This window comes from Thioalkalivibrio sp. ALJ1 (genome assembly GCF_000745395.1).
GTDB lineage: Bacteria > Pseudomonadota > Gammaproteobacteria > Ectothiorhodospirales > Ectothiorhodospiraceae > Thioalkalivibrio.
On sequence record NZ_KN050684.1, the window covers coordinates 1,203,136 to 1,223,435 of the forward strand.

The window sequence follows — 20,300 nt, forward strand, 5'->3', positions numbered from 1 at the left end:
TTGACGTTTTTTGTTTCGACCCCTCTCCAAGTTGCAATTGTATCTTCCCGCCGCATGCCCCTTTGTGGATTCTGTGCTTCGATTCGATAACTTAAATACGTATTAAATTCAGTAACTTGCAATTTTTCATTCGAATGGCACACCCTTTGCAATAACTTAATTGCGCATCAAGAACGCATGACATCCCGCACCTCCGGTTGGTTGAGGGTTTTGCTGCCGTGCATTTTCGATCGCGACCGTTTTTACATATGAGAGGACTTGACCAATGAAGATCCCTGAGTTTGCGCGACTGAACCTGCGAGGCGTTGTGTTGAGCCTTGCATTGGTTGGGGCCATGGCTGGAGTTCCGTCGGCGGCGGCCGACTATCCCGACAGCCCGATTTCTGTCTACCTTCCACTGGGTCCCGGTGGAGCGACTGACAATCTGGCGCGAATCGCCACCAACAAGGCCTCGGAAGAGCTTGGCCAGCGCTTTTCGATTGAACACCGTCCGGGCGCGGGTGGTTCAGTTGCTTCGAATACCGTGGCGAATGCATCGGCCGATGGCTACACCCTGCTGTTTGCAAACTTCGCCACCCACGCGGTGACGCCGTCCCTGTTTGCGTCGCTTCCCTACGATCCGATCGAGGACTTCGCGCCGGTCAGCCTTCTGGCCTCTCAGGCTCATCTGGTTTTGGTGCCCACCGATTCGGGTATCGAGTCTCTCGATGACCTGATCGCAGCGGCTGAAGGCGACACCCTGCGTTTCGCTTCCTCCGGTATCGGCAGTCCGCTGCACCTGGCGGCTGAATTCTTCGCGAGCACCCTGGGGGTGGAGATGGAGCACGTCCCCTACGAGAGCAGCGCCCCGGCCCTGCAGGATCTGATTGCGGGTCGCGTCGACTTCATGTTCGACAACATCTCTTCGGGTAAAGGCTTCGTTGAAAGTGGCGACCTGCATGCTGTCATGGTCACGAGCCAGGAGCGCTCCACCCTGTTGCCTGACGTGCCGACCGCCATGGAATCGGGTCTGGACGATTTCGAGACCTATGGCTGGTGGGGAATTAAGGCGCCCGCCGATACACCGGATGCGATCGTCGAGCGGTTGAGTGAGGTTTTTCAGTGGGCCATGAAGTCCGACGATGTGGTCGAGACGCTTGAATCGCAGGGCTTTGTAACGATCGGTTCGACGGCGAGCGAGTTTGAAACCCATGTTGCCGATGAAATCGCGAAGTGGGCCATCGTTCTCGAAGACGCTGGACTGAAGGGCTCGCAGTAGACCGATACCTCCCTGAAGAAGGGTCTCAGGTAAACCGACATGTATACCGAAAAGCGCTTACAGGAATTGGGAATCGATCTGCCGGAAACGCGTACTGTCCCTGCCAATTTCATTCCCTGCGTGCAGGTACGCGACCTGGTGTGGGTCTCTGGAACGCTCGGCACCGTCAAGGACGAAAGAGGTGCCGACAGGATCCCCAAGCCCGGAAAGCTGGGACGTGAGATCAGTGACGAAGAGGGTTATCAATCGGCGCGTCGCTGCGCCCTGAATCACCTCGCCTGGCTCAAGGAATATCTCGGTGATCTCGACCGCATTAAGCGGATTGTGAAGATCAATGGGTACGTGAATGGGGTCGAGGGATTTGACCGAGGCCCCTGGGTTGCGGACGGGGCTTCCGATCTTCTGGTCGAGGTCCTGGGCCCGGAGCGCGGCCAGCACGCTCGGGCCATCGTGGTGGTGGCGGGTCTGGCTTTCCAGGCCCCTATCGAGACCGAAATGGTTGTACAGATCGATCCGGATTGATCACGCAGGTAAACGCCATGTTCGATGACGCCATGAGAAGTGAGATTACTGAGCGCCCGAAATTCCAGGCTCGGGCCTATGCGGGTACGTATATCGATGTTGCCGTCGTGGCGGAGCGTTTGTGGAATCGGCTGAGCTGGGGCTGGTTGTTCAATACCCATACCGGCTCCGGATTCTTGCTCCTGCTGGTGTGCGCACCGTTCATTCTCGGCCTGGAAAGGCTTCCGATTGGCACGTTGCAACGGATAGGTCCGGGAATGGTCCCGGGCCTCGTGCTGGCTGTGGCGCTGCTCATAGCAGGTGGCCTGTTGATATGGGGCATGTTCGGTCCCGGCATCAAGCCTCGGCTGGATGAGTTGGACCTGGACTGGCAGGGGCTGCGCGGGATCTTGATGATATCGGGTGGGGTGCTGGCCTTCATGGCTTTGCTACCGAGCGTGGGTCTTGTTGTTGCGGCGTTCGTGACGTCACTGATTTCGTCCATCGCACGCCCGCCTTTCCGGCCCCTTTCGGCGGTGGCGCTTGCCACCTTCAATACGGCGGCGATCTGGATCGTATTCATCGTCCTGCTTGATCTGCACTTTCGCGCGTTCCCCAGGAACATGCCGTGGATGTTCTGATCGGCCTTGCCGGTGGTTTCGAAGCGGCCTTCACGCTGCAGAATCTTCTCTATGTTCTTCTCGGAGTTACGCTCGGGACGTTCATCGGCGTACTCCCCGGTATCGGTTCGATGGCGGCCATCGCCATGCTCCTGCCGATTACCTTCTACATGCCGCCGGCCAGCGCCCTGATCCTTCTTGCTGGTGTCTACTACGGCGCCGAGTACGGCGGCTCCATCACGTCGATTCTGCTGAACATCCCGGGTACGCCTTCCTCGGCGGTGACCTGCCTGGATGGGCACCCGATGGCGCTCTCCGGGCGCGCGGGCGTGGCCCTGTTTATTACGGCAGTGGCTTCTCTGGTGGGGTCTTCGGTTGCGATCTTCTTCCTGACTTTTGCGGCTCCGGCGCTCGGGCGGTTGGTGCTGAATTTTGGGCCCGCCGAGTACTTTGCGGTGATCCTGTTCGGGCTGGTGGCGACATCGACCATCACTAACGGCAGTACGGCGAAGTCACTGGCGATGGTGGCCGTTGGCGTGCTGCTCGGACTGATTGGGATGGACCAGAACTCGGCGGTCGCCCGGTTCACGTTTGGCATACCCGAATTGTTCGACGGGATTGACCTGATCGTGTTGGCGATGGGTCTGTTCGGGATCTCCGAGATTATGCGCTCCATGGTCATGCGTTCCGGGCATCTCGCTACCGCGAAGGTCAGTCTCAAGTCGATGATCCCGACACGCGAGGATCTACGGGCTTCGGGTTTTCCCATGGTTCGGGGCACGGCCGTTGGCTCGTTCCTGGGGACGCTCCCCGGGGCCGGCCAGACCATTGCGTCCTTCGTCGCCTACGCGGTGGAGAAACGGGTTTCACGAACCCGGGAACGCTTTGGAAAGGGCGCGATCGCGGGCATTAGTGCGCCGGAATCGGCCAACAATGCCGCGGCGCTGACCGCCTTCATTCCAACGCTGTCGATGGGTATACCGGGTAGTGCCACGATGGCACTGATCCTGGGGGCCCTGATGATTCATGGCATTACGCCCGGGCCCAATTTTGTTGCTCAGAATAACGAGATGTTCTGGACCCTGATCGCCAGTTTCTGGATTGGCAGTTTCCTGCTGATCATTCTGAACATCCCCTTGATCGGGCTGTGGGTGCAGATTCTCAAGATCCCCTACCAGATGCTCTTTCCCATGATCATCGTGCTGCTCTGCATTGGTGTTTACAGCGTCAACAACAGCCCCTTTGATGTCGGACTCGCACTGATGCTGGGCGTGATCGCCGTCTTCCTGCGGAGCTACGGATTCGAGATGGCGCCGGTGTTGATTGGTTTCATTTTGGGGCCGATGCTGGAGCGGTACTTCCGCCGTTCCATTCAGCTGGGCCGGGGCGAGGCGGAATACTTTGTTTCCAGTGGGATCAGCATGTTTTTCCTGGCCGCGACGGTCTTGCTGTTGCTCATGGCGGTGGTGGCGGGTGTGCGTAGCGTGCTTCGGGGCCGCACCGAATCCAGTGCCATTCACTCCTTGAGATCGTAACGAGGTAGAGGATGAGAAACTTCGAGCAACCCGGCCGCTCCACGGTGCATGCGACCAGCGGCATGGTGGCGACCTCTCATGCGCTCGCCAGTGCCGAAGCGCTGCAGGTTTTGCGTGATGGTGGCAATGCGATGGACGCGGCCCTGGCGGCCTGCGCCGTGCAGTGTGTAGTCGAGCCAGGGTCAACGGGTATTGGCGGGGACTGCTTTGCAATGATCTGGCCGGCCGGATCCGAACGTCCCGTGGCCTATAACGGCTCGGGGCGCGCGCCGGCAGCTGCGAGTCTCGAGCGACTTGCGCACATGGGTCTGGCAGACGTCGAGCGGACCTCTGCCCATGCTGTGACGATACCGGGATCGGTTGAGGCCTGGTGTCGGCTGTCGGCCGATCATGGGCGCCTTTCCATGCGTGAAATCCTGGCCCCCGCGATCCGTCTGGCGGGGGATGGGTACGCCATCTCGCCCCGGGTTCACTGGGACTGGAGCCGCCATCAGGAGTTGCTGCGCACCCATGCACCCACCCGGTCACGTTTCCTGCCCGACGACCAGCCCCCTGCAGTGGGGTCCGTTCATCGGCAACCCGAACTAGCCAGAACTCTCGAGCGAATCGCGGAGCAGGGGGCATCCGGATTTTACGACGGGCCCGTGGCCGAGGAGATGGTGTCGGTCTTGAGCGAACTGGGCGGGTTCCATTCGCTCGAGGATTTCGCGCTCGCTCGCGGGGAGTATGTCGACCCGATCTCCACGACATACCAGGGATACGAGGTTCACGAGTGCCCCCCGAATGGGCAGGGCATTATCGCGCTCATGTTGCTGCAGATGCTGGAGCCACTGGAGGCAGGCTGCGGTGATCCGCTGGACCCTCAACGCCTCCATTATTTTATCGAGGCTGCCCGTATTGCCTATGCCGCGCGGGATGAGTGGGTCGCCGAACCGGATGCCATGGAAGCCGGTTTTGGGCAATTGCTCGCGCACTCGTACACGGACCGGATGCGTCAAAGCCTGGATCCCGATTCCGCCGCCTCCGTGCCCGTCCAGCCGCTGTCTCCGGTGGCGGGGAATACGGTTTATATCGCCGTGGTGGACCGTGACGGCAATGCGGTCAGCCTGATTAACTCGCTGTTCCTGAATTTTGGTAGCGGCATCCTTACGCCACGGCATGGCGTGCTCCTAAACAACCGTGGCCAGGGCTTCAGCATGCAGGCAGGGCACCCAAACCAGGTGGATGGCGGCAAGCGTCCATTGAACACCATCATCCCGGGCATGCTGTCGCATAAAGGTCGGCCGGTGATGCCGTTCGGAGTGATGGGCGGGCACTACCAGTCAGCTGGACACGCGTACATGTTGTCCAACCTGCTGCACTTCGGGCTCGATTTGCAGGAGTCCATGGACCTGCCACGCCTGTTCCCGATTCTGGGAGAGGGGATGGTCGAAATCGAGTCCACCTTTCGTCCCGAAGTGCTGGAGGGTTTGAGAGATCGTGGCCATCGGTTGATATTCCCACCACGTCCGATTGGCGGTTCGCAGGCCATCTGGATGGACCATGCGGCCGGGACGCTCGTGGGTGCCTCCGATCACCGCAAGGACGGGTGTGCCCTTGGCTACTAATCCGAGCCGTTGTGTCGGATGCCCGAGCGGGTGGGGCCACGTGCCCTGTCGTTCCGGGATCTGATCCGTGCCTGATCCCGGTCTGATCGTCTGGATGGCGGTGTTGCTCGTGGTGCTGGCCGGCATCGCCGGCATCTTGTCGGGGCTCCTGGGAGTGGGCGGTGGAATTGTCCTTGTGCCCGGCCTGTTTTATATCTTTTCGCTGCTGGATTATTCCAGTGAGCAGCTCATGCAGATTTGTCTGGGGACGTCGTTGGCCACCATCGTGTTCACCTCGGCACGATCCACCTTTCTTCATCATGCGCGCGGGGCGGTGGACTGGGCTATCCTTCGGCGCTGGAGCCCCGGCATCATTGGTGGGGCAATTCTCGGGGTCTGGATCTCGGCGCAGCTCTCGTCCGAGGTGCTGCAGGTGATTTTCGGGGTGCTGGCCCTGTTGATTGCGGTCCATCTGCTGGTCGGAGACCTGCGGTTTCGGATCATCACGCATCTTCCCGAAGGCGCCGTTATTAGAACGGCACCCCCTGTGATCGGGTCGGTGTCCGTGATCATGGGCATAGGGGGTGGCACGCTCTCGGTTCCCCTGATGACGGCCCTGGGGACATCCATGCGCCGTGCGGTCGCGACGGCCTCAGGTATGGGGATATTGATTGCGGGGCCGGCTGCGCTTGGTTTCATGCTCGTCAACGTCGAGCCGGCCCATCAGCCACCCGGGAGCATCGGCGCCGTGAACCTGATCGCGTTTGCCTGCATCGTCAGCATTGCCTATCTCAGTGCGCCGATCGGAGTGCGTTTGGCTCACGCCCTCGATCCCCGGCCACTCAAGAAGGTCTTCGGGTTTTTCCTGCTGCTCGTCGCGCTCAACATGATCCGCGTGAGTATCTAGGCCATGCGCCCATGGTTGTTACCGGACCCCTTCTAACCGGGGCCCTGTGGTTGCAAGGGTATGCCCGGATGTTGCCGCGACCGGTCGATTCAGGATCGATCGATCTCGAATCGATACTTGAATGAGTCGCCACTGAAAAACAGGAACTCGTAGTCGATGGGCCGTCCGGAGCGATCGTGGGTTAGACGTTCCACCTGTAGAACCGGGTCGGCTTCCGACAGGCCCAATTCCTTCTGTACTTCGCTGTTCGCAAGCCCGGCATCGATGCTGATGTTGGCTGCACCCAGCGGGATGCCCGAGAGGTTCTCCAGGATCGGGAAGATATCGCCCGAGAGGTCCTGATTGAACAAGGGGCGCCCCACATCCAATGGGAAATAGCTGATCTCCAGTGAAACCGGCACTCGGTTCAGGTAGCGCACCCGCTTCACTTCGACCACCGAGCCGCTTGTTGCGCCCCCGAGGTCAAGTGCGTCGCGCACATTCTTGGGTGGGACCATTTCCTCGATCGAAACCACCCGCGCCGTTGCTTCGTAGCCCTGGGCCGCCATGGCCTCGCCAAAGCCTTCCAGGCGTCGTACGTTTTGCACCGCCTTCGGCTTGCTGACAAAACTGCCTTTGCCCTGCGAGCTGAAAATCAGCCCTTCGTTGTGCAGGTCACGCAGTGCCTGGCGAATGGTAATGCGGCTGACACCGAAGCGTCGGGTAAGCTCGCTCTCGGATGGAAGCTTCTGGTGCGGCTGGTAGGTCCCGTCGAGGATCCGTTGACGCAACGTCTCCTTGATCTGGACATATAGGGGTTGCGGAGATTCCTGAAGCGTTTGGCGGTCCGGAGTGCTGGATTCCATGGGCGGTCTCGTTCCTAGATTCGGCTCATCATATCGTGTCATAGAAGGAGTGAGATGGGTAGTGGAACGGATGGAGTGGCTGAGTGGTGAGGCTGGCGGTGGGAGCGCTGCGTACGGAAGGTGTATTGCTTGTCATGCTTGCCGACGCTTAATCCAGTGATACGGCACTTCAATGGCGCAGGGATTCCCCAGCTTGGGGCGGTATCGCGATTGATGGTTGATGCCAATGCGCTACGGGGAGAAAAAGATAAAACTTTAAAAACAGTTAATTGAAGTCAATTTTCTCTCGATTGCTCGCTACGGCACGGAACCTGCTGCGTATCCGGTAGATCAGTCATGGCCTGTTAGTACAGGCAAGCCCCCGCGCCGGGGGCAGTCGACTGGTCAAACGTTGGATGCGCCATTTTGGCGGACACTTTTTTGGGAGAAGAACCATGCGTTGGAAGCCAATTGTTGCCGGTGTAGCAATCGCGGCCTTTTCCGGGGCCGCGGTGGCCGAGACGATCCAGATCCGGGTCGGGCACCAGAGTCAGGTCACTAATACGGTATCGGGCGGGGTCGTCGTCGAACGCCTGCGTCTTTTCGAGGAACATTTGCCGACGGATGGCCGGTACGAGGACGTCGATTTTGTCGTCCAGTATGCGGATTTCGACTCCGGTCCGCCGATCACCAACCGAATGATCGCCGGGCAGCTCGAGTTCGGGGTCATGGGTGACTACCCGCTCATCGTGAACGGTGCGACCTTCCAGAACACGGGTCGTGCCGAGTCCCTTTTCGTAGCTATGACGGGTTACAACGCCCGTGGGACGGGCAACGGTATCGTCGTCCCCGTCGATTCCCCTGCGCAGCGGCTGGAAGACCTTGCCGGCAAGCAGCTTTCGACGCCGTTCGGCAGTGCCGCCTGGGGTATGACCCTGGACGCCCTGAGCCAGGCCGGCATTGCGGATGACGTGCAACTTCGGGATCAGGGGCCACCGGTCGGGGTGGCGAATATCCGCACTGGCAACATCGATGCCCATGCGAATTTCACGCCCTGGTCCGAGGTCATGGAGTATCGCGGCTTTGGCCGCAAGGTCTTCGATGGCAGCGAGGTTGGCCAGCCGACCTTCCACGGGACCGTGGTGCGGGATGACTTCGCGGAAGAGCATCCGCGTGTGGTCGAGGCGTACATCGCGGCGACCATGGAGGCTCAGGAATGGATCATGGAAGACCCCAAGCGGGCGGCGACCAAGCTGGAAGAGTGGACCACGATCGAGAAAGAGGTCCTGTACCTGTACTTTAGCGAGGGTGGCATTACCTCGGTCGATCCGACCCTGAAGCCCGAGTGGGTCGATGCGCTCAAGTATCACCACTCCACGTTGCAGCGGGAGCGTTCGGTCCCGGATCTAGACTTTGATCGCTGGGTGGACGACAGCTTTGTCCGCGCGGTTTACGAGGCTCAGGGCAAGGACTACGAGGAGCAACTAGGCAAGATCACCCGCTCCGAACCGGGCGCAGGCGGGCTTCCGCCGGCCGAGGTCTGGTTTGCCGAAGAGGGCATCATCAAGTACGACTCCATTGGTGAGATGCTGGCCGCGGTTGAAGAGGTCGAGGAATCCGGTTCCGATGAAGTTCGTGCGACGTATGTGTACGACCACGGTACGGGCCTGAAGCTGTTCGGCCATGTCGCCTCTTTTGTGGAAACCGACGACGACTACGTCGCCTTCATGCGGGCTGGTGACGCCGAGGAATATGCCAGTGAGAACGGTGGTTCCACTGTCGAGCTGGCCGTCCTTCGTTACTAGTGTTTTATCTTTTTGCTTAGCGGGTTTTCCCGCTCGTTTGTGTTAGGAAGCCATGGCCGATCTGTCCGGTCATGGCTTTTTTGTTCCTGATACGTGATTGGCGGGTCGCATTCGTAGCGGTGAAGCCGAGGGACCCATTCAGGGTTCTACGCCTCTCTGAACTCGCGGTGCCATTTTCGGCGCCATACCTTGCTCGTCACGCTATCATCCGGGCTGTTCGGCCTTTGTCGATCCCGCTGGGTGTGGATGCATCGCATCCTCCCTTCACTTAAAAGGAATCCGACGCTGATGCCGGTACGCGTTGTCATATTGATGTCAGTGGCGCTCATTGCGTTCGCTGCCAATTCCATTCTGACGCGCGCCGCGTTTACGTCGACTTCCATCGATCCGGTCAGCTTCACCGCGATCCGGCTCGTTTCCGGTGCGATCATCCTATGGCTGATCGTTCGCGCCCAGCCGGCCCTTCCCGAAGGACGGGGCAATTGGGGTTCGGCCCTGGCGCTATTCGTATACGCCATTGGGTTTTCGTTTGCCTATATCTCGTTGACGGCCGCGACCGGGGCGTTGCTGCTGTTCGGCGCGGTCCAGGTGACCATGGTCAGTTGGTATCTGGCGACCGGCGAACGTTTGACGTCACGCCAGTGGACCGGGTTTGCCCTGGCGCTCGCGGGGCTCATTTGGTTGCTGTCGCCCGGACTCTCGGCGCCACCGCCGATGCCTGCTGCACTGATGATCGCGGCTGGTGTTGCTTGGGGTGTCTACACGCTGCGGGCGAGCGCAGGCGGTGACCCCACCCGGGTAACGGCCGCGAATTTCCTCTTGGCGAGCTTACCCGCCCTGGTCGTAGCGCTCGCATTCATTCCCGGTGCCGTTCTGGACCTTCCGGGAGTTCTGCTGGCCATTGCATCGGGCGCGTTGGCCTCCGGACTGGGATACGCGGTCTGGTACGCCGCGCTCAAGCTCATTCGGACCTCTACCGCCGCGGTCGCCCAGCTAAGCGTGCCCGTGATCACCGCGATCGCGGGAATCGGTCTTCTGGCAGAACCGTTGACGCTGCGCCTGGTGCTCGCGGGCATAGCCGTTCTGGGTGGTATCGCGCTGGTGGTCGCCAAGCCGAGGAGGTTGGAAAACTCCGAAGGCTTGAAATCTGACGGACAGTAACCGCTGGGCCTCGCATCGGCCTCGAGAAACCACAACGAACCCTGCCGACGTTTGTCAGCCTCACGGTCCGTTCTGGTGTATAAGCAATGGTTGTGCTGGGTGGAGGGTCTGTCGGGGCATCGGTCGTTTCGGTCGGCCGATTGGGCCGCTCTGGCGGGTGCTGAGCCTGCCCGGGACCGACCTGACTGACCGCACATCCCGTGCAACGTTGAACGAGGCTATAAGGGTTTGAAAACTCAATTAGCGGCGCCCGTCGGTGTGGTGCCCACCCCGCCGATCGCGGCTCCCGGTAGCGTATCCCTTGCAGTAACGCCCGCAGAGTGCGGGCTCGGCACCGCTCCTGTGCCTGACTGGCTGGATCGGCTCGCTGCCAGTGAGCCTGTGGTCTGGCCTGGGTTCCTGGAGGAAGGGCTGGTCGATGCCCTGCGCGACGAGCTCTATGCCCTGCGCGATAGTAGTCGGCTCGAGCGCGCCAGGATTGGCCGCGCAAGCGGCCGCCGCCGGGATCTCGCCACCCGCGGGGACTGGATCCACTGGCTGGATGGCGCGAGCCCGGCGCAGCAGGCCTTTGTGGCGGCGCTGGACCAGGTGCGCCTGCAGGTCAGTCGTACCTTGATCCCGGGGTTATTCGAGACCGAGTCCCACTTTGCCCTCTATCCGCCGGGCGCTCATTACGCCCGCCATGTGGATGCCTTTCAGGCCAGCAACTGCCGTCGCCTGTCGCTGGTGCTCTATCTCAACCGACACTGGCGCGCCCGCGATGGCGGGGAGCTGGCCATCTACGACCAGGACGATCGCGAGATCCAGCGCATCCAGCCCTGCGCCGGCACCCTGGTGATGTTCCTCAGCCAGGACGTACCCCACGCCGTCCTCCCGACTCGCCGCTGGCGCGCCAGCATCGCTTCCTGGATGCGTGTTCGCGATCCTGCCGGCCCCTTTGCCAGTCTCAATCGCTTCTAGGGAGACGCTGATTGAATCGCACGTCCGCGTTGGTGCCCCCTGTTTTCCGAGACAAGGCGCGTCGTGCAGCGGGTAGTGGTTCTACCCGCCCGTTTCTGATGGATTCGGGGCGCAACGCAGGATCGGGGGAACAGGGGGCACCAACCCCACAAGCCATTGAAAGCAGGGGCTCGGCCGCTTTTGCGCGCGCACAGCGTTGCGGTTCCCTTGTGCAGAGTGACTGCACGGCAGTCACCGCGCCTTGTTCGCACGCAAAAGCGACTCGAGCGCGGACGTGCGATTCAATCAGCGTCTCCCTAGAGCTTGGGCTCGCGCCGGATCCTCCGTCTGGGTGCGGTTACTCGCCGGAAGCGTGAGCTTTCCGTTAGCCGCATTAGGGCGAAATCTGAACTGAATCACGGTTTGTGATCTGATACCGCTCGAACGGCGCCTGGTTAGGCTCGGGCGATCATGACATCGGGGCGGTCGTTGCGCGGTTCCGATCGACACGAGAGGTGATGGATGGGACGAGTGACACGGTGGGCGCTGGTGGCTGCGGTTGGGATGGCCACGATTTCGGCGGGAATGGCCACGGCTGACGAGGTTTCCGAGCTGCGACTCGAGAACCGCTCCAGTGAGGCACTGCAGGGGACCATTACGGTCCTGCACGGATCGGCGGATTATGAACAACGGCAGTTCAGGCTTGCCCCCGGCGCCAGCGAGGAATTCGTCTGGGACGGCTGGTATGGGAACTACGCGTATCAACTGGACGGGGGCGACCTGAATTCGGTTCGGATGTCGTTGCCAGGATATGCCTCCTACTACTCCAGTGAAGTCGAGATCACCTGGTATGACGATCAGGATGAACTGAGCCACCGGGTCGAGTGCTCCAAGTCTTGCCGGTGGCCGTGAGCCGCCTCCGCTTCGCGGCTGTCGAGCAGCTTCCAGGCAAACGTATGCAGAACCCAATTACAACGGCACCGCGGCACCGTTGAGGCCCTCGCCCTTTCACGGGGGAAGCTGAACGGCTGTCTGATGGATTCGACAATTAGGAGAAAAGATGAAAAAGCGACTGGCTACGATGATGCTGCTCGGTGGGGTGATGCTCGGCGCGACCGCGAACGCTTCTACGATTTGTGTGTGCGTGGGTATAGGAAGTACCGGAAGTGGCTGTGGTAGTGGCGCAACCGGTGCGAACTTCGGGCAGTATTTTGGAAATGTGAGCAACTCGGATCTGGAGTCGTACCTGCGCGAGCATCATGCCGAACGGCTCAGCAGTGGTGCCAGCAGTAGTGAGTATTCGTCCCAAACCGGTTGGCTGTGCACTCGGGAACGACGTTAGGTCTCGGATCTAAACGAACCGCACGTGTTAGGTGACACGCGAGGCTGGCCAGCATGCTGGGTCACGGGTGTGCTGGCCAGCTTGGCGTTTGCAGTGTCCGCATGGGTTGTGATGCCCACGGCCGCTGCTTCTGCAGGTAGTTTCAATGTCCACGAATACGAGCCTGCCCCACTGTCGGGCAGCGAGTTGGAGTTGGGGCTGGCCGAGGCCATTGCCCTGGCCCTGCGGCGGAATACCCAGCTGCAAAGCGCGTATCTGGATCGCGTGGTGGATCAGTTGAATCTGGCGGTGGCCGAGGCGCAATTTCGGCCGCAGGGTACGATCGTATTGGGCGCCCAGCAGAACCGCGCGCCCGGGGACGATGCCGATACTCAGCGTTCGAGCACCCTCTCGCCCTCCCTGGATACCGAACTTCCGACCGGGGGGCGGATCGGTTTCAGCTGGAATCTTGACCAGGACCATGGCCTGGATGAGCCCGCCATCCAAACCTCGCGCAGCTCTCAACTTTCGCTGGACCTGAATCAGCCGTTACTGCGTGGCGGCGGCCTGGCGGTGGGTCGGGCTCCGCTGGAGATTGCCCGCTTGCAGGAAACCGCGAGTGCCCTGGGGCTGGAAGAGACGGTGGTCGGGACCATCGATAGTGTGATTGCGGCGTATCGCGCGCTGTTGCAGGGCCAGCAGCGCCTGGAGATTGCGATAGCATCCCTGGAGCGCACCGTTGAACAGCTGGAACGCAATCGTGCGCTGGTGGAGCGAGGGCGTATGGCAGCCAACGAACTGGTGCAGACCGAGTCGCGCCTGGCCAATCAGCGCTTCAGTGTTAGCCAGGCCGAAGACGCCGTGGATCAGTCGCGGCTGGAGCTCCTGCGACTGCTCAACCTGGGGCGTGACACGCGCCTTCGTCTGCGTGACACGGTCGAGCTGGAGGCGCTTGAGAGCCTTCGCGTTCGATCTCCCTCGCTGGAAGCGGCCACATCGATTGCGCGTGACAACCGTCCGGATTATTTGCGCCTGCGGATCGCGCGCGAGATCGAATCGATCGGGCAGATGCTGGCCGAGAATGAACACCTCTGGAGACTCGATCTGAATGCCTCGCTGGATGCCGGGGCGACCGGGCGAAGCGCTCGGCAGGCCACCGGTTCGACGCTTGACGAGCGTCCGGGATATGCGTTGGGGCTGGAGTTGGAGATCCCGATCCTGGATCCGGAGCGGCCGGTTCGGCTGCTTGAGTCCCGCATTCGCCTGCAGCAATCGGAAATCCAGTTCTCCGAACGAGAGGTCGAGCTGGAGCTGGAAGTGGAGCGTTCCCTGAATGATCTGAACAGTCGCTGGCAACAGTTGGGCTTGGCGCAGCGTTCGCTGGAATTGGCGCGCGAAAGCCTGGAGATCGAGCGTGAGCGGCTGGCGGTGGGACGGACGACGTCGTTCCAGGTCAATGCAACCGAACAGAACCTCCAGCAGGCCGAACAGAGCTTGTTGGACGCCGTGATTGCGTATCTGAATGCGCAGACTGCGCTGGACCGGGCGCTGGGGACCACGCTGGATAGCTGGGGGCTGTCGCTCCCTGAAGCGGGAGTGATGCCATGAGCGACAGTCCAGTTATGTTGAGTCAGCAGATCCTGGATTCAATGGCGGACGGGGTGCTGGTCGTCGACGCCTCTGGCGCGATCACAACCTTGAATCCCGCCGGGGCGGCGATTCTCGGGTTACGGGCCGATGAGGCAGAAGGACGCAGCCTGGCCGAGGTGTTTATCGGAGAAGAGGGCTACGCGGCCTTCGTCGATGCTTTGTTCGAGGCGGTCTATTCCGGTGTGATGCAGCCCGACCAGATGGTGTCCATCAGCGTGGGTGGGCACGTACGTTCGCTGAAATTGACCACCTCCTATCTGGCGCCCCGGCAAGCCGGGGGCGAGCGCGCCGTGCTCGCGGTGTTTACGGATGTGACCGACCTGGAGCAGGCACGTCAGGCCGAGCAGAGCCTTTCCGATGAGCTGCGCGGCAAACACAAGGAATTGCAGGACGCCTTCCTGGAAATCGAGGCGAACAGCGAGGCCTTGCAGCAGGCGTACCGCCGTTCCGGCCGCATGCGGCTGATGATGACGGCCGCCGTTGTGGCCGTGTTTGCGGGTGCTGGGTACTGGGCCATTCCGAACGCCGCGTTGCCCGAATTTGGTGCCAGCGATGCCCCGGTCGTCGACGCCACTCAGCCCGGAGCGTTCGAGGTGCAATCGCGCGCGGTGGAAAGCACCACGAGCTTTTCCGGGCGGTTTCGTCCGGGCGATGTCATTACGCTGGTCAGTCCTTTCGAGTCCACCGTGGTGGCCCGTCACGTTGAGTATGGCGAGCGGGTGGACGAGGGTGATCTTCTGCTGGAACTCGATTCGACCGAAATCGATATCCGCTATCGGCGTGCACGCAGCGACCTGGCGGATGCCGAGTCGGAGCTTGAGGACCTGGAGGACTGGGAGCAGGGCCGCGAGATGGCCAGTTCACGCCGCAGTCTGAGGCAGGCCGAACGCAATTTGAGTAACGATCAGCGCGAACTGGATGATGTCGAGCATCTATTCGAACGTGGCATCGTTCCCGAGCGCGAGTTGCGGGCGGCCCGGGAGCGAGTGGAAGAATCCCGAGTGCGGGTCGAGGCCGCGCGAGAAGACCTTGCGGAGACCTCGCGTCAGGGCGGTGAGCGGGCGATTGCGCGGGCGCGCGTCGAGGTGGAGAACGCGCGCGCGGAGTATGAGCAGGTACAACGCCAGCGTGAGGGGGCCCGCGTGTATGCCCCGGTCGATGGCGTCGTTCTGGCGCCCCTTGGCGAGGACCGGGATGACGGCGAGCGGGTAGAGGCTGGGGGGCGTGTGTCCAGTGGTGCCGCCCTGCTGGCGGTGGGCGACCTGTCTTCCCTGGAGATCGAAGGCACCGTTGATGAGCTGGATATCCATGACGTCCAGGCGGGCCAGTCGGCCCGGGTGAACGTGGTGCGAGGCGGGGGTGACCCGATGCCGGCCCGGGTGTCCTATGTGTCTTCGCAAGCGCAGGAGGGGAGCGGACGAGGTCTGCCATCGTTCCGCCTGATCGTGCGTATTGATGACCTCGACGACCAGGACCTGGAACGGATTCGGGTGGGGATGTCCGCCTCCGTGGATGTGATCACGCAGCAGGATTCGGATGCGGTGGTCGTGCCCCATGCCTATCTGGGCGGGAGCGGGTCGGAGCGTTGGGTCCTGCGGCAGACATCCAACGGCTCCGAGCGGGTCGCCGTGGAACTCGGCCGGTCCCGATACGATGGGGTCCAGGTGCGAAGCGGCGTGGAACCCGGAGACCGGCTGTTGCCACCCGGTGGTGAAGGTTGATGTCCGCGGCGCAACCGCTGGTTAGCCTGCAAGACGTCCATCGCTCCTATCGCGTCGGACCCACCGATGTGCACGTCCTGCGCGGAGTTCAACTCGAGATCCACCGGGGTGAACTGGCCTCGCTGATGGGGGCTTCCGGCTCCGGCAAGTCCACGCTGATGAACATCATCGGGATGCTTGAACGCCCGTCTTCGGGTGATTTCTTTTTCGAGGGTCGGGACGTGCTGCAACTCGCGCCCGATGCCCTGGCGCATTACCGCAATCAGCAGATCGGTTTCGTATTCCAGACCTTTCACTTGCTGCCGCGACTGACGGCCCTGGATAACGTGGGGCTGCCGCTGCTGTATCAGGACGTGAGCAAGCGGGAGATGCGTCGCCGTGCGCGCGAGATCCTAGGTCGAGTCGGCATGGGTGATCGGGTCGATCATCGACCCAACGAGCTCTCCGGCGGCCAGCGCCAGCGGGTCGCGATTGCGCGTGCACTGGTGGGGAACCCTTCCGTGGTGTTGGCGGATGAGCCCACCGGTGCGCTGGATTCGAGTGTGGGCCGCGAGATCATGGATCTGTTCCACGAGCTGAACGGCGAAGGCGTGACCGTGGTGATCATCACCCACGACCCGGCCATCGCACGGGAGTGTCCCCGGCAACTGGTCATCCGGGACGGTGTGGTCGCCGGCCCGGAGCAGGTGCCGGCATGAGGCTGGGGCTGCTCCTGGGCGAGGCGAGCCGCAATATTGTGGCGACCAAGCAGCGCTCCCTGCTGGCGCTACTGGGGATCGTGATCGGCACGGCCTCGGTCATCGCGATGCTGAATGTCGGGTCCATCATGCACAACGCGGTGCTGGAGCAGTTTCGCGCGATGGGGACCAATGTCATCAATATCCGACAGCGCTACGCCACGGATGAGGACGACCCCGCGCGTAACCAGCTGGACCTTGCACTGGCTCGGGCATTGGGGCCGGCCCTGCCGCAATTGATTCAAGTCGCGCCATTTGATTCTGCGAGTGCGCAACTGCGAGCGGGCGCGGAGACCCAGAATGTCCGGCTGACGGGGGCGACCGAGGCGTTACAGGGGCTCTTGCGGGTGCGCCTGGCCGCCGGGCGCTGGGTCTCCGAGCTGGATGGGGTGGAGCTCCAGGGTGTGGTCGGTTCCGAGGTGGCATCGAACTATGCCGCGCAAACCAACCAGCCGCTGGAAGTGGGTGACCGAGTGGGGCTGGACGGCTACACCATGACGGTGGCCGGAATCCTGGAGCCGTATCCACGAGGCGGCGGGGTGAGTCCGATCTCCCCGAACCGGACGATCTTTCTGCCGATCGAGGCCCTGCAGCGTTTCGATGCCGATAACCAGCTGGAAGGCATCCTGGCGCGTGTGCATCCACAGGCCGACCATCAGGAACTGGCGCGAACCATCGAGACCTGGGTGGAGGAGCGCGCCCCGGGGTTGCCCGTCGAGGTGAATAGTGCCGAACAGTTGCTGGCCAACATGGAGCAGCAAAGCCGCATGTTCACGATCATGCTGGGCGCGATCGGCAGTATTGCGCTCATCGTGGGGGGCGTAGGGATCATGAACATCATGCTGGTATCGGTCACCGAGCGACGCAAGGAGATCGGCATTCGGCTTGCCATCGGGGCCCGCAATGCCGACATCCGTCGCCAGTTCCTGGTCGAGGCGGTCATGCTGTGTCTGCTGGGCGGTGTCATTGGGGCCGCGTTGGGAACCGGGGTGGCCATCGCCTTTGCCCATTTCACTGGTAACCCGTTCGTGGCGGCACCCATGGCGGTACTGCTGGGCGTTTCCGTCTCCACGCTGACGGGGATTGCCTTCGGCTATTACCCCGCCCTGCAGGCCTCGCGGCTGGATCCGATCATCGCACTGCGTAGCGAGTAGAGCGTCCCCGCCGGCGCCAGCCACGATGGAGGCTGGCCAGCAGGACCAGCACGGCCAGGCCGTGAATGAAGCGGTCGCCATGGCGCTGGTAGAAAGGGCGCTCCGCCACGGTGTGGACCACGATGCTTTGGGTCGTGCTCCGCCACTGAGGCGTCTCGCTACCTGGCACCACTCGGCCCGTCGCGTCGAAGACAGCCCCGCCTCCGGTGTTGTGCAGCATGACCAACGGACTGCGGTTCTCCAGGCTGCGTGCGCGCGCGATGGCCCGGTGCGCATCCGCGGCGCGCGGCGAACCGAACCAGGCGTGATTGCTGATGTTCACGATGATCCCCGCTTGCCCCGACAGGTTCTCGCGCACGAGGTTGGCGAACAGACTCTCGAAACAGATCGTCGGGGCCAGGTGCACCCCGTCGGGCCCGGTCAGGGACGGTTCCGGGTGTCCCGGGCTGAAGCGTGAGGCATGTGGCAGGCGCTCGCGTAGCCAGGGTAGTTGCGCTTCGAACGGCAGGTATTCGCCGAATGGCACGAGCTTGCGTTTGCGGTAGGTCCCGGACAGGCCGGCCCCAGGCTCGAACAGTAGGGCGACGTTGTGAGTGCCATGGGCCGGGTCATCCCGGTGTTCGGTCCCGTTGACCAGTATGGGTACCCCGATCTCGTCGGCCAGGGCGGCAAGGGCGCGATGCCCCCAGGATTGCGGAGCCGCCTGAAGCGTCATGGCCGCCTCGGGCCAGATCACCAGATCCAGATCCGGGTCGGTCTTGTGCAACTTGCGAGTCTGCGCAATGGCGGTGTCGATGTCGTTGTTTCGATCGGCCATCGGCATGTCGTCGCGCCGCACATGTACCGGGATATTGGGCTGTACCAGGCCCAACCGGGTGCTGTGTTCCGGAGCGGCCCGTTCCAGTGCATCCAGGCGCAGGCTCCCGTAGGCCAGCAGGGTCACCACCAGCAAGCCGAGCAGTACTGGCGCGACTGGGGTAAGCGTGTGGCGACTCACCGCGATCAGCATGCCGGCGGCGAGAAAGCCGATCGCGGCCGAGAAAAAGAGCAACAGGGGTATGCCGCCCAGATCGACGACTTGTGCCAGCAGGGGGTGGGCGAGCAGGGCGTAGGCAAAATGTCCGGGAACGACCTGCGGCGAGAAGGACAGGACCACCGTCAGCAGCCCCGCTGCGAGCAGGGCCTCAGCGGGACGTTCCAGGCGCAGTGCAAGTGCGGCGACGGCACCGGAGAACAGCGCGTAGGGTGCTGCGTGCAGGAGCGCCAGCCCCAGCACCATCAGGCTGCCAAGGATCCATGGGAAGCCGAGCCAGGCTTCGGTGCCGGATACGACCCATCCAAGCGATGGCAGCCAGTAGCCCAGGCCCGCCAGAAGGCCGGCCGCAGCGGATGCGCCGATGGTCAGGCCCTGCAAGGCGAGCCCCAGAAGAGCAATGGATATCAGGACGAAGGCCCCGGGCAGGGGGCCCTCCGGAAAACTCAGGTGAAAGAGAACCGCGGAACCTGCCAGCAGGCCCGCACGCACGAGTGCGGACAGGGCGGACCGCTGGATCACGGGTGCCGTAACGGTGGGTGTGGCGGAGCTGCTTGGCGGATTAGCGTATGCCGAGGCGGTTCGGACAGCCGCCGCCGCTGTAGTTGATCTCGGTGATCTCGACCTGCCCGGAGACAACGTGAACCTCCGAACGGTGGCTGAAATCCAGCCGCTTGCTCTCGCCTTCGCGCCACTGTTCCCGGTCGCGGGCTGTGAGTGTGAGACTTTCCATGTGCGAGTCTGGGTCCATCACCATTGCGTATCCCTGCAGGGTGCTGTCGGCAAGCCCGCGGAATCCGATGCACCCGGTGGCGAAGCTTTGCGTGGCGAGCTGCACGCTGTCGCCGCTGCGCAGGACGTCCCCTTCATTGGCGGAGCTGCCACCCCCTGAGGCGACCGCAGAGGAGAGGGTCACCGAGGCGAGCGAAAGCACGACCGCAGCGGTGAACAGGCGAGAAATTGGATTCATTGCGGATACCGGGTTGGGGTGGGGGTGCAGGTTTGCCCTGCCGTGGCCATCAGCCGACGCGCAGTCCGAGGCGATCGGGGCAGCCGCCGCCGCTACGGTTGATCTCCGTTATCTCCACGGAGCCAGAGAGCACCATGATTGCGGAGTTACGGAAGTCGAACCGTTTCGTCTCGCCTTCGCGCCAGCGCTCCCGATCGCGGTCCTTGACCGTGGTCGTGAGGCCTCCACGGTAGGACTCGATGATCTGATATCCCTGCACCTCACTATCGCTCAGGCCCCGCAGTTCCATGCAGCCGGTGGAGCCGATCAAGGCCTTTACGCGGGTCTGGTCCCCCGCGCGCAGCACGTCACCTACGTTGGCGCTGCTGGTGTTCGAGGCCAGGCTGGATCCCGAGGTAGCCACCAAGGCAAATGTCATGCTCAGCAATAAGGCGCGTCGTATCGGTAGAGGGATCATTTGGACGTGGCCTCCGTGCTTGTTCGCCGTTGAATGCGAGCCAGCCTAGCATGGGCAGTGCCGACACCTTTATATGGCGTGAGTCCAGCGTAAGGCGGGGTGTTTTGGGCGGGGATGAAGC

Annotated in this window: 18 protein-coding genes; 14 read left to right on the plus strand and 4 right to left on the minus strand. The window is 62.2% G+C overall.

Annotated features, from left to right (window positions below; translation table 11 throughout):
* Window positions 1-265 precede the first annotated feature (265 nt).
* From F462_RS07950 to F462_RS07975, 6 genes are all read left to right on the plus strand, one after another.
* Window positions 266-1,258 (plus strand): Bug family tripartite tricarboxylate transporter substrate binding protein, encoded by a 993-nt coding sequence (locus F462_RS07950; protein WP_038053083.1) that lies wholly within the window; start codon window positions 266-268, stop codon window positions 1,256-1,258.
* A gap of 39 nt (window positions 1,259-1,297) precedes the next feature.
* Window positions 1,298-1,780: a RidA family protein gene (locus F462_RS07955; protein ID WP_038053086.1), complete on the plus strand. Its 483-nt coding sequence runs from the start codon at window positions 1,298-1,300 to the stop codon at window positions 1,778-1,780.
* Between the two features lie 17 nt (window positions 1,781-1,797).
* A complete protein-coding gene (locus F462_RS07960; RefSeq protein WP_244270864.1) occupies window positions 1,798-2,400 on the plus strand; it encodes a tripartite tricarboxylate transporter TctB family protein in 603 nt (200 codons plus the stop codon).
* Window positions 2,388-3,914 (plus strand): tripartite tricarboxylate transporter permease, encoded by a 1,527-nt coding sequence (locus tag F462_RS07965; protein WP_038053092.1) that lies wholly within the window; start codon window positions 2,388-2,390, stop codon window positions 3,912-3,914. The genes F462_RS07960 and F462_RS07965 overlap by 13 nt, the downstream gene beginning before the upstream one ends.
* An 11-nt stretch (window positions 3,915-3,925) precedes the next feature.
* Window positions 3,926-5,521 carry a gamma-glutamyltransferase family protein gene (locus F462_RS07970; protein WP_038053095.1) on the plus strand — a complete coding sequence of 532 codons (1,596 nt, stop codon included), beginning with the start codon at window positions 3,926-3,928 and terminating at the stop codon, window positions 5,519-5,521.
* A gap of 94 nt (window positions 5,522-5,615) precedes the next feature.
* Window positions 5,616-6,407, plus strand: coding sequence for a sulfite exporter TauE/SafE family protein (locus F462_RS07975; RefSeq protein WP_244270865.1), 792 nt, complete (start codon window positions 5,616-5,618; stop codon window positions 6,405-6,407).
* Between the two features lie 89 nt (window positions 6,408-6,496).
* Here the strand turns inward: F462_RS07975 and F462_RS07980 are convergent, their stop codons facing one another.
* Window positions 6,497-7,252, minus strand: a complete 756-nt coding sequence (locus F462_RS07980) for a GntR family transcriptional regulator (protein ID WP_038053101.1) — start codon at window positions 7,250-7,252, stop codon at window positions 6,497-6,499.
* A 434-nt stretch (window positions 7,253-7,686) separates the two neighbouring features.
* On the opposite strand from F462_RS07980, the gene F462_RS07985 reads away from it, so the two are divergent.
* The 8 genes from F462_RS07985 (at window position 7,687) to F462_RS08020 (ending at window position 17,719) form a co-directional block, all read left to right on the plus strand.
* The gene (locus F462_RS07985) at window positions 7,687-9,036 is read left to right on the plus strand and encodes an ABC transporter substrate-binding protein (protein ID WP_018141527.1); all 1,350 of its coding nucleotides are present in this window, start codon (window positions 7,687-7,689) and stop codon (window positions 9,034-9,036) included.
* 288 nt (window positions 9,037-9,324) lie between these two features.
* Window positions 9,325-10,197 carry a DMT family transporter gene (locus F462_RS07990; protein ID WP_018141528.1) on the plus strand — a complete coding sequence of 291 codons (873 nt, stop codon included), beginning with the start codon at window positions 9,325-9,327 and terminating at the stop codon, window positions 10,195-10,197.
* A gap of 258 nt (window positions 10,198-10,455) precedes the next feature.
* Window positions 10,456-11,157 carry a 2OG-Fe(II) oxygenase gene (locus F462_RS07995; protein WP_081911381.1) on the plus strand — a complete coding sequence of 234 codons (702 nt, stop codon included), beginning with the start codon at window positions 10,456-10,458 and terminating at the stop codon, window positions 11,155-11,157.
* Between the two features lie 564 nt (window positions 11,158-11,721).
* On the plus strand, window positions 11,722-12,048 hold the full coding sequence (locus F462_RS08000; protein ID WP_208854166.1) for a hypothetical protein: 327 nt from the start codon (window positions 11,722-11,724) through the stop codon (window positions 12,046-12,048).
* 523 nt (window positions 12,049-12,571) lie between these two features.
* The gene (locus tag F462_RS08005) at window positions 12,572-14,065 is read left to right on the plus strand and encodes a TolC family protein (protein ID WP_371180496.1); all 1,494 of its coding nucleotides are present in this window, start codon (window positions 12,572-12,574) and stop codon (window positions 14,063-14,065) included.
* Window positions 14,062-15,828, plus strand: coding sequence for a PAS domain S-box protein (locus F462_RS08010; protein ID WP_208854133.1), 1,767 nt, complete (start codon window positions 14,062-14,064; stop codon window positions 15,826-15,828). The genes F462_RS08005 and F462_RS08010 overlap by 4 nt, the downstream gene beginning before the upstream one ends.
* Window positions 15,828-16,526, plus strand: coding sequence for an ABC transporter ATP-binding protein (locus F462_RS08015; protein ID WP_018140143.1), 699 nt, complete (start codon window positions 15,828-15,830; stop codon window positions 16,524-16,526). The genes F462_RS08010 and F462_RS08015 overlap by 1 nt, the downstream gene beginning before the upstream one ends.
* Before the next feature lie 8 nt (window positions 16,527-16,534).
* Window positions 16,535-17,719: an ABC transporter permease gene (locus F462_RS08020; protein ID WP_026280134.1), complete on the plus strand. Its 1,185-nt coding sequence runs from the start codon at window positions 16,535-16,537 to the stop codon at window positions 17,717-17,719.
* On the opposite strand, the gene lnt is transcribed toward F462_RS08020, so the two are convergent.
* From lnt to F462_RS08035, 3 genes are all read right to left on the minus strand, one after another.
* Window positions 17,697-19,232: an apolipoprotein N-acyltransferase gene (gene lnt / locus F462_RS08025; protein ID WP_208854167.1), complete on the minus strand. Its 1,536-nt coding sequence runs from the start codon at window positions 19,230-19,232 to the stop codon at window positions 17,697-17,699. The genes F462_RS08020 and lnt overlap by 23 nt on opposite strands.
* An 82-nt stretch (window positions 19,233-19,314) precedes the next feature.
* Window positions 19,315-19,722, minus strand: coding sequence for a hypothetical protein (locus F462_RS08030; protein WP_038053112.1), 408 nt, complete (start codon window positions 19,720-19,722; stop codon window positions 19,315-19,317).
* Between the two features lie 49 nt (window positions 19,723-19,771).
* Window positions 19,772-20,179, minus strand: coding sequence for a hypothetical protein (locus F462_RS08035; protein ID WP_038044967.1), 408 nt, complete (start codon window positions 20,177-20,179; stop codon window positions 19,772-19,774).
* Between the last annotated feature and the right edge of the window lie 121 nt (window positions 20,180-20,300).

Excerpts from the sequence above, each read along its gene's own strand:
- F462_RS07950 (WP_038053083.1), top strand. The coding sequence starts at position 266 with ATGAAGATCCCTGAGTTTGCGCGACTGAACCTGCGAGGCGTTGTGTTG.
- F462_RS07955 (WP_038053086.1), top strand. The coding sequence starts at position 1,298 with ATGTATACCGAAAAGCGCTTACAGGAATTGGGAATCGATCTGCCGGAA.
- F462_RS07960 (WP_244270864.1), top strand. The coding sequence starts at position 1,798 with ATGTTCGATGACGCCATGAGAAGTGAGATTACTGAGCGCCCGAAATTC.
- F462_RS07970 (WP_038053095.1), top strand. The coding sequence starts at position 3,926 with ATGAGAAACTTCGAGCAACCCGGCCGCTCCACGGTGCATGCGACCAGC.
- F462_RS07975 (WP_244270865.1), top strand. The coding sequence starts at position 5,616 with ATGGCGGTGTTGCTCGTGGTGCTGGCCGGCATCGCCGGCATCTTGTCG.
- F462_RS07980 (WP_038053101.1), bottom strand. The coding sequence starts at position 7,252 with ATGGAATCCAGCACTCCGGACCGCCAAACGCTTCAGGAATCTCCGCAA.
- F462_RS07985 (WP_018141527.1), top strand. The coding sequence starts at position 7,687 with ATGCGTTGGAAGCCAATTGTTGCCGGTGTAGCAATCGCGGCCTTTTCC.
- F462_RS07990 (WP_018141528.1), top strand. The coding sequence starts at position 9,325 with ATGCCGGTACGCGTTGTCATATTGATGTCAGTGGCGCTCATTGCGTTC.
- F462_RS08000 (WP_208854166.1), top strand. The coding sequence starts at position 11,722 with ATGGCCACGGCTGACGAGGTTTCCGAGCTGCGACTCGAGAACCGCTCC.
- F462_RS08010 (WP_208854133.1), top strand. The coding sequence starts at position 14,062 with ATGAGCGACAGTCCAGTTATGTTGAGTCAGCAGATCCTGGATTCAATG.
- F462_RS08015 (WP_018140143.1), top strand. The coding sequence starts at position 15,828 with ATGTCCGCGGCGCAACCGCTGGTTAGCCTGCAAGACGTCCATCGCTCC.
- F462_RS08030 (WP_038053112.1), bottom strand. The coding sequence starts at position 19,722 with ATGAATCCAATTTCTCGCCTGTTCACCGCTGCGGTCGTGCTTTCGCTC.
- F462_RS08035 (WP_038044967.1), bottom strand. The coding sequence starts at position 20,179 with ATGATCCCTCTACCGATACGACGCGCCTTATTGCTGAGCATGACATTT.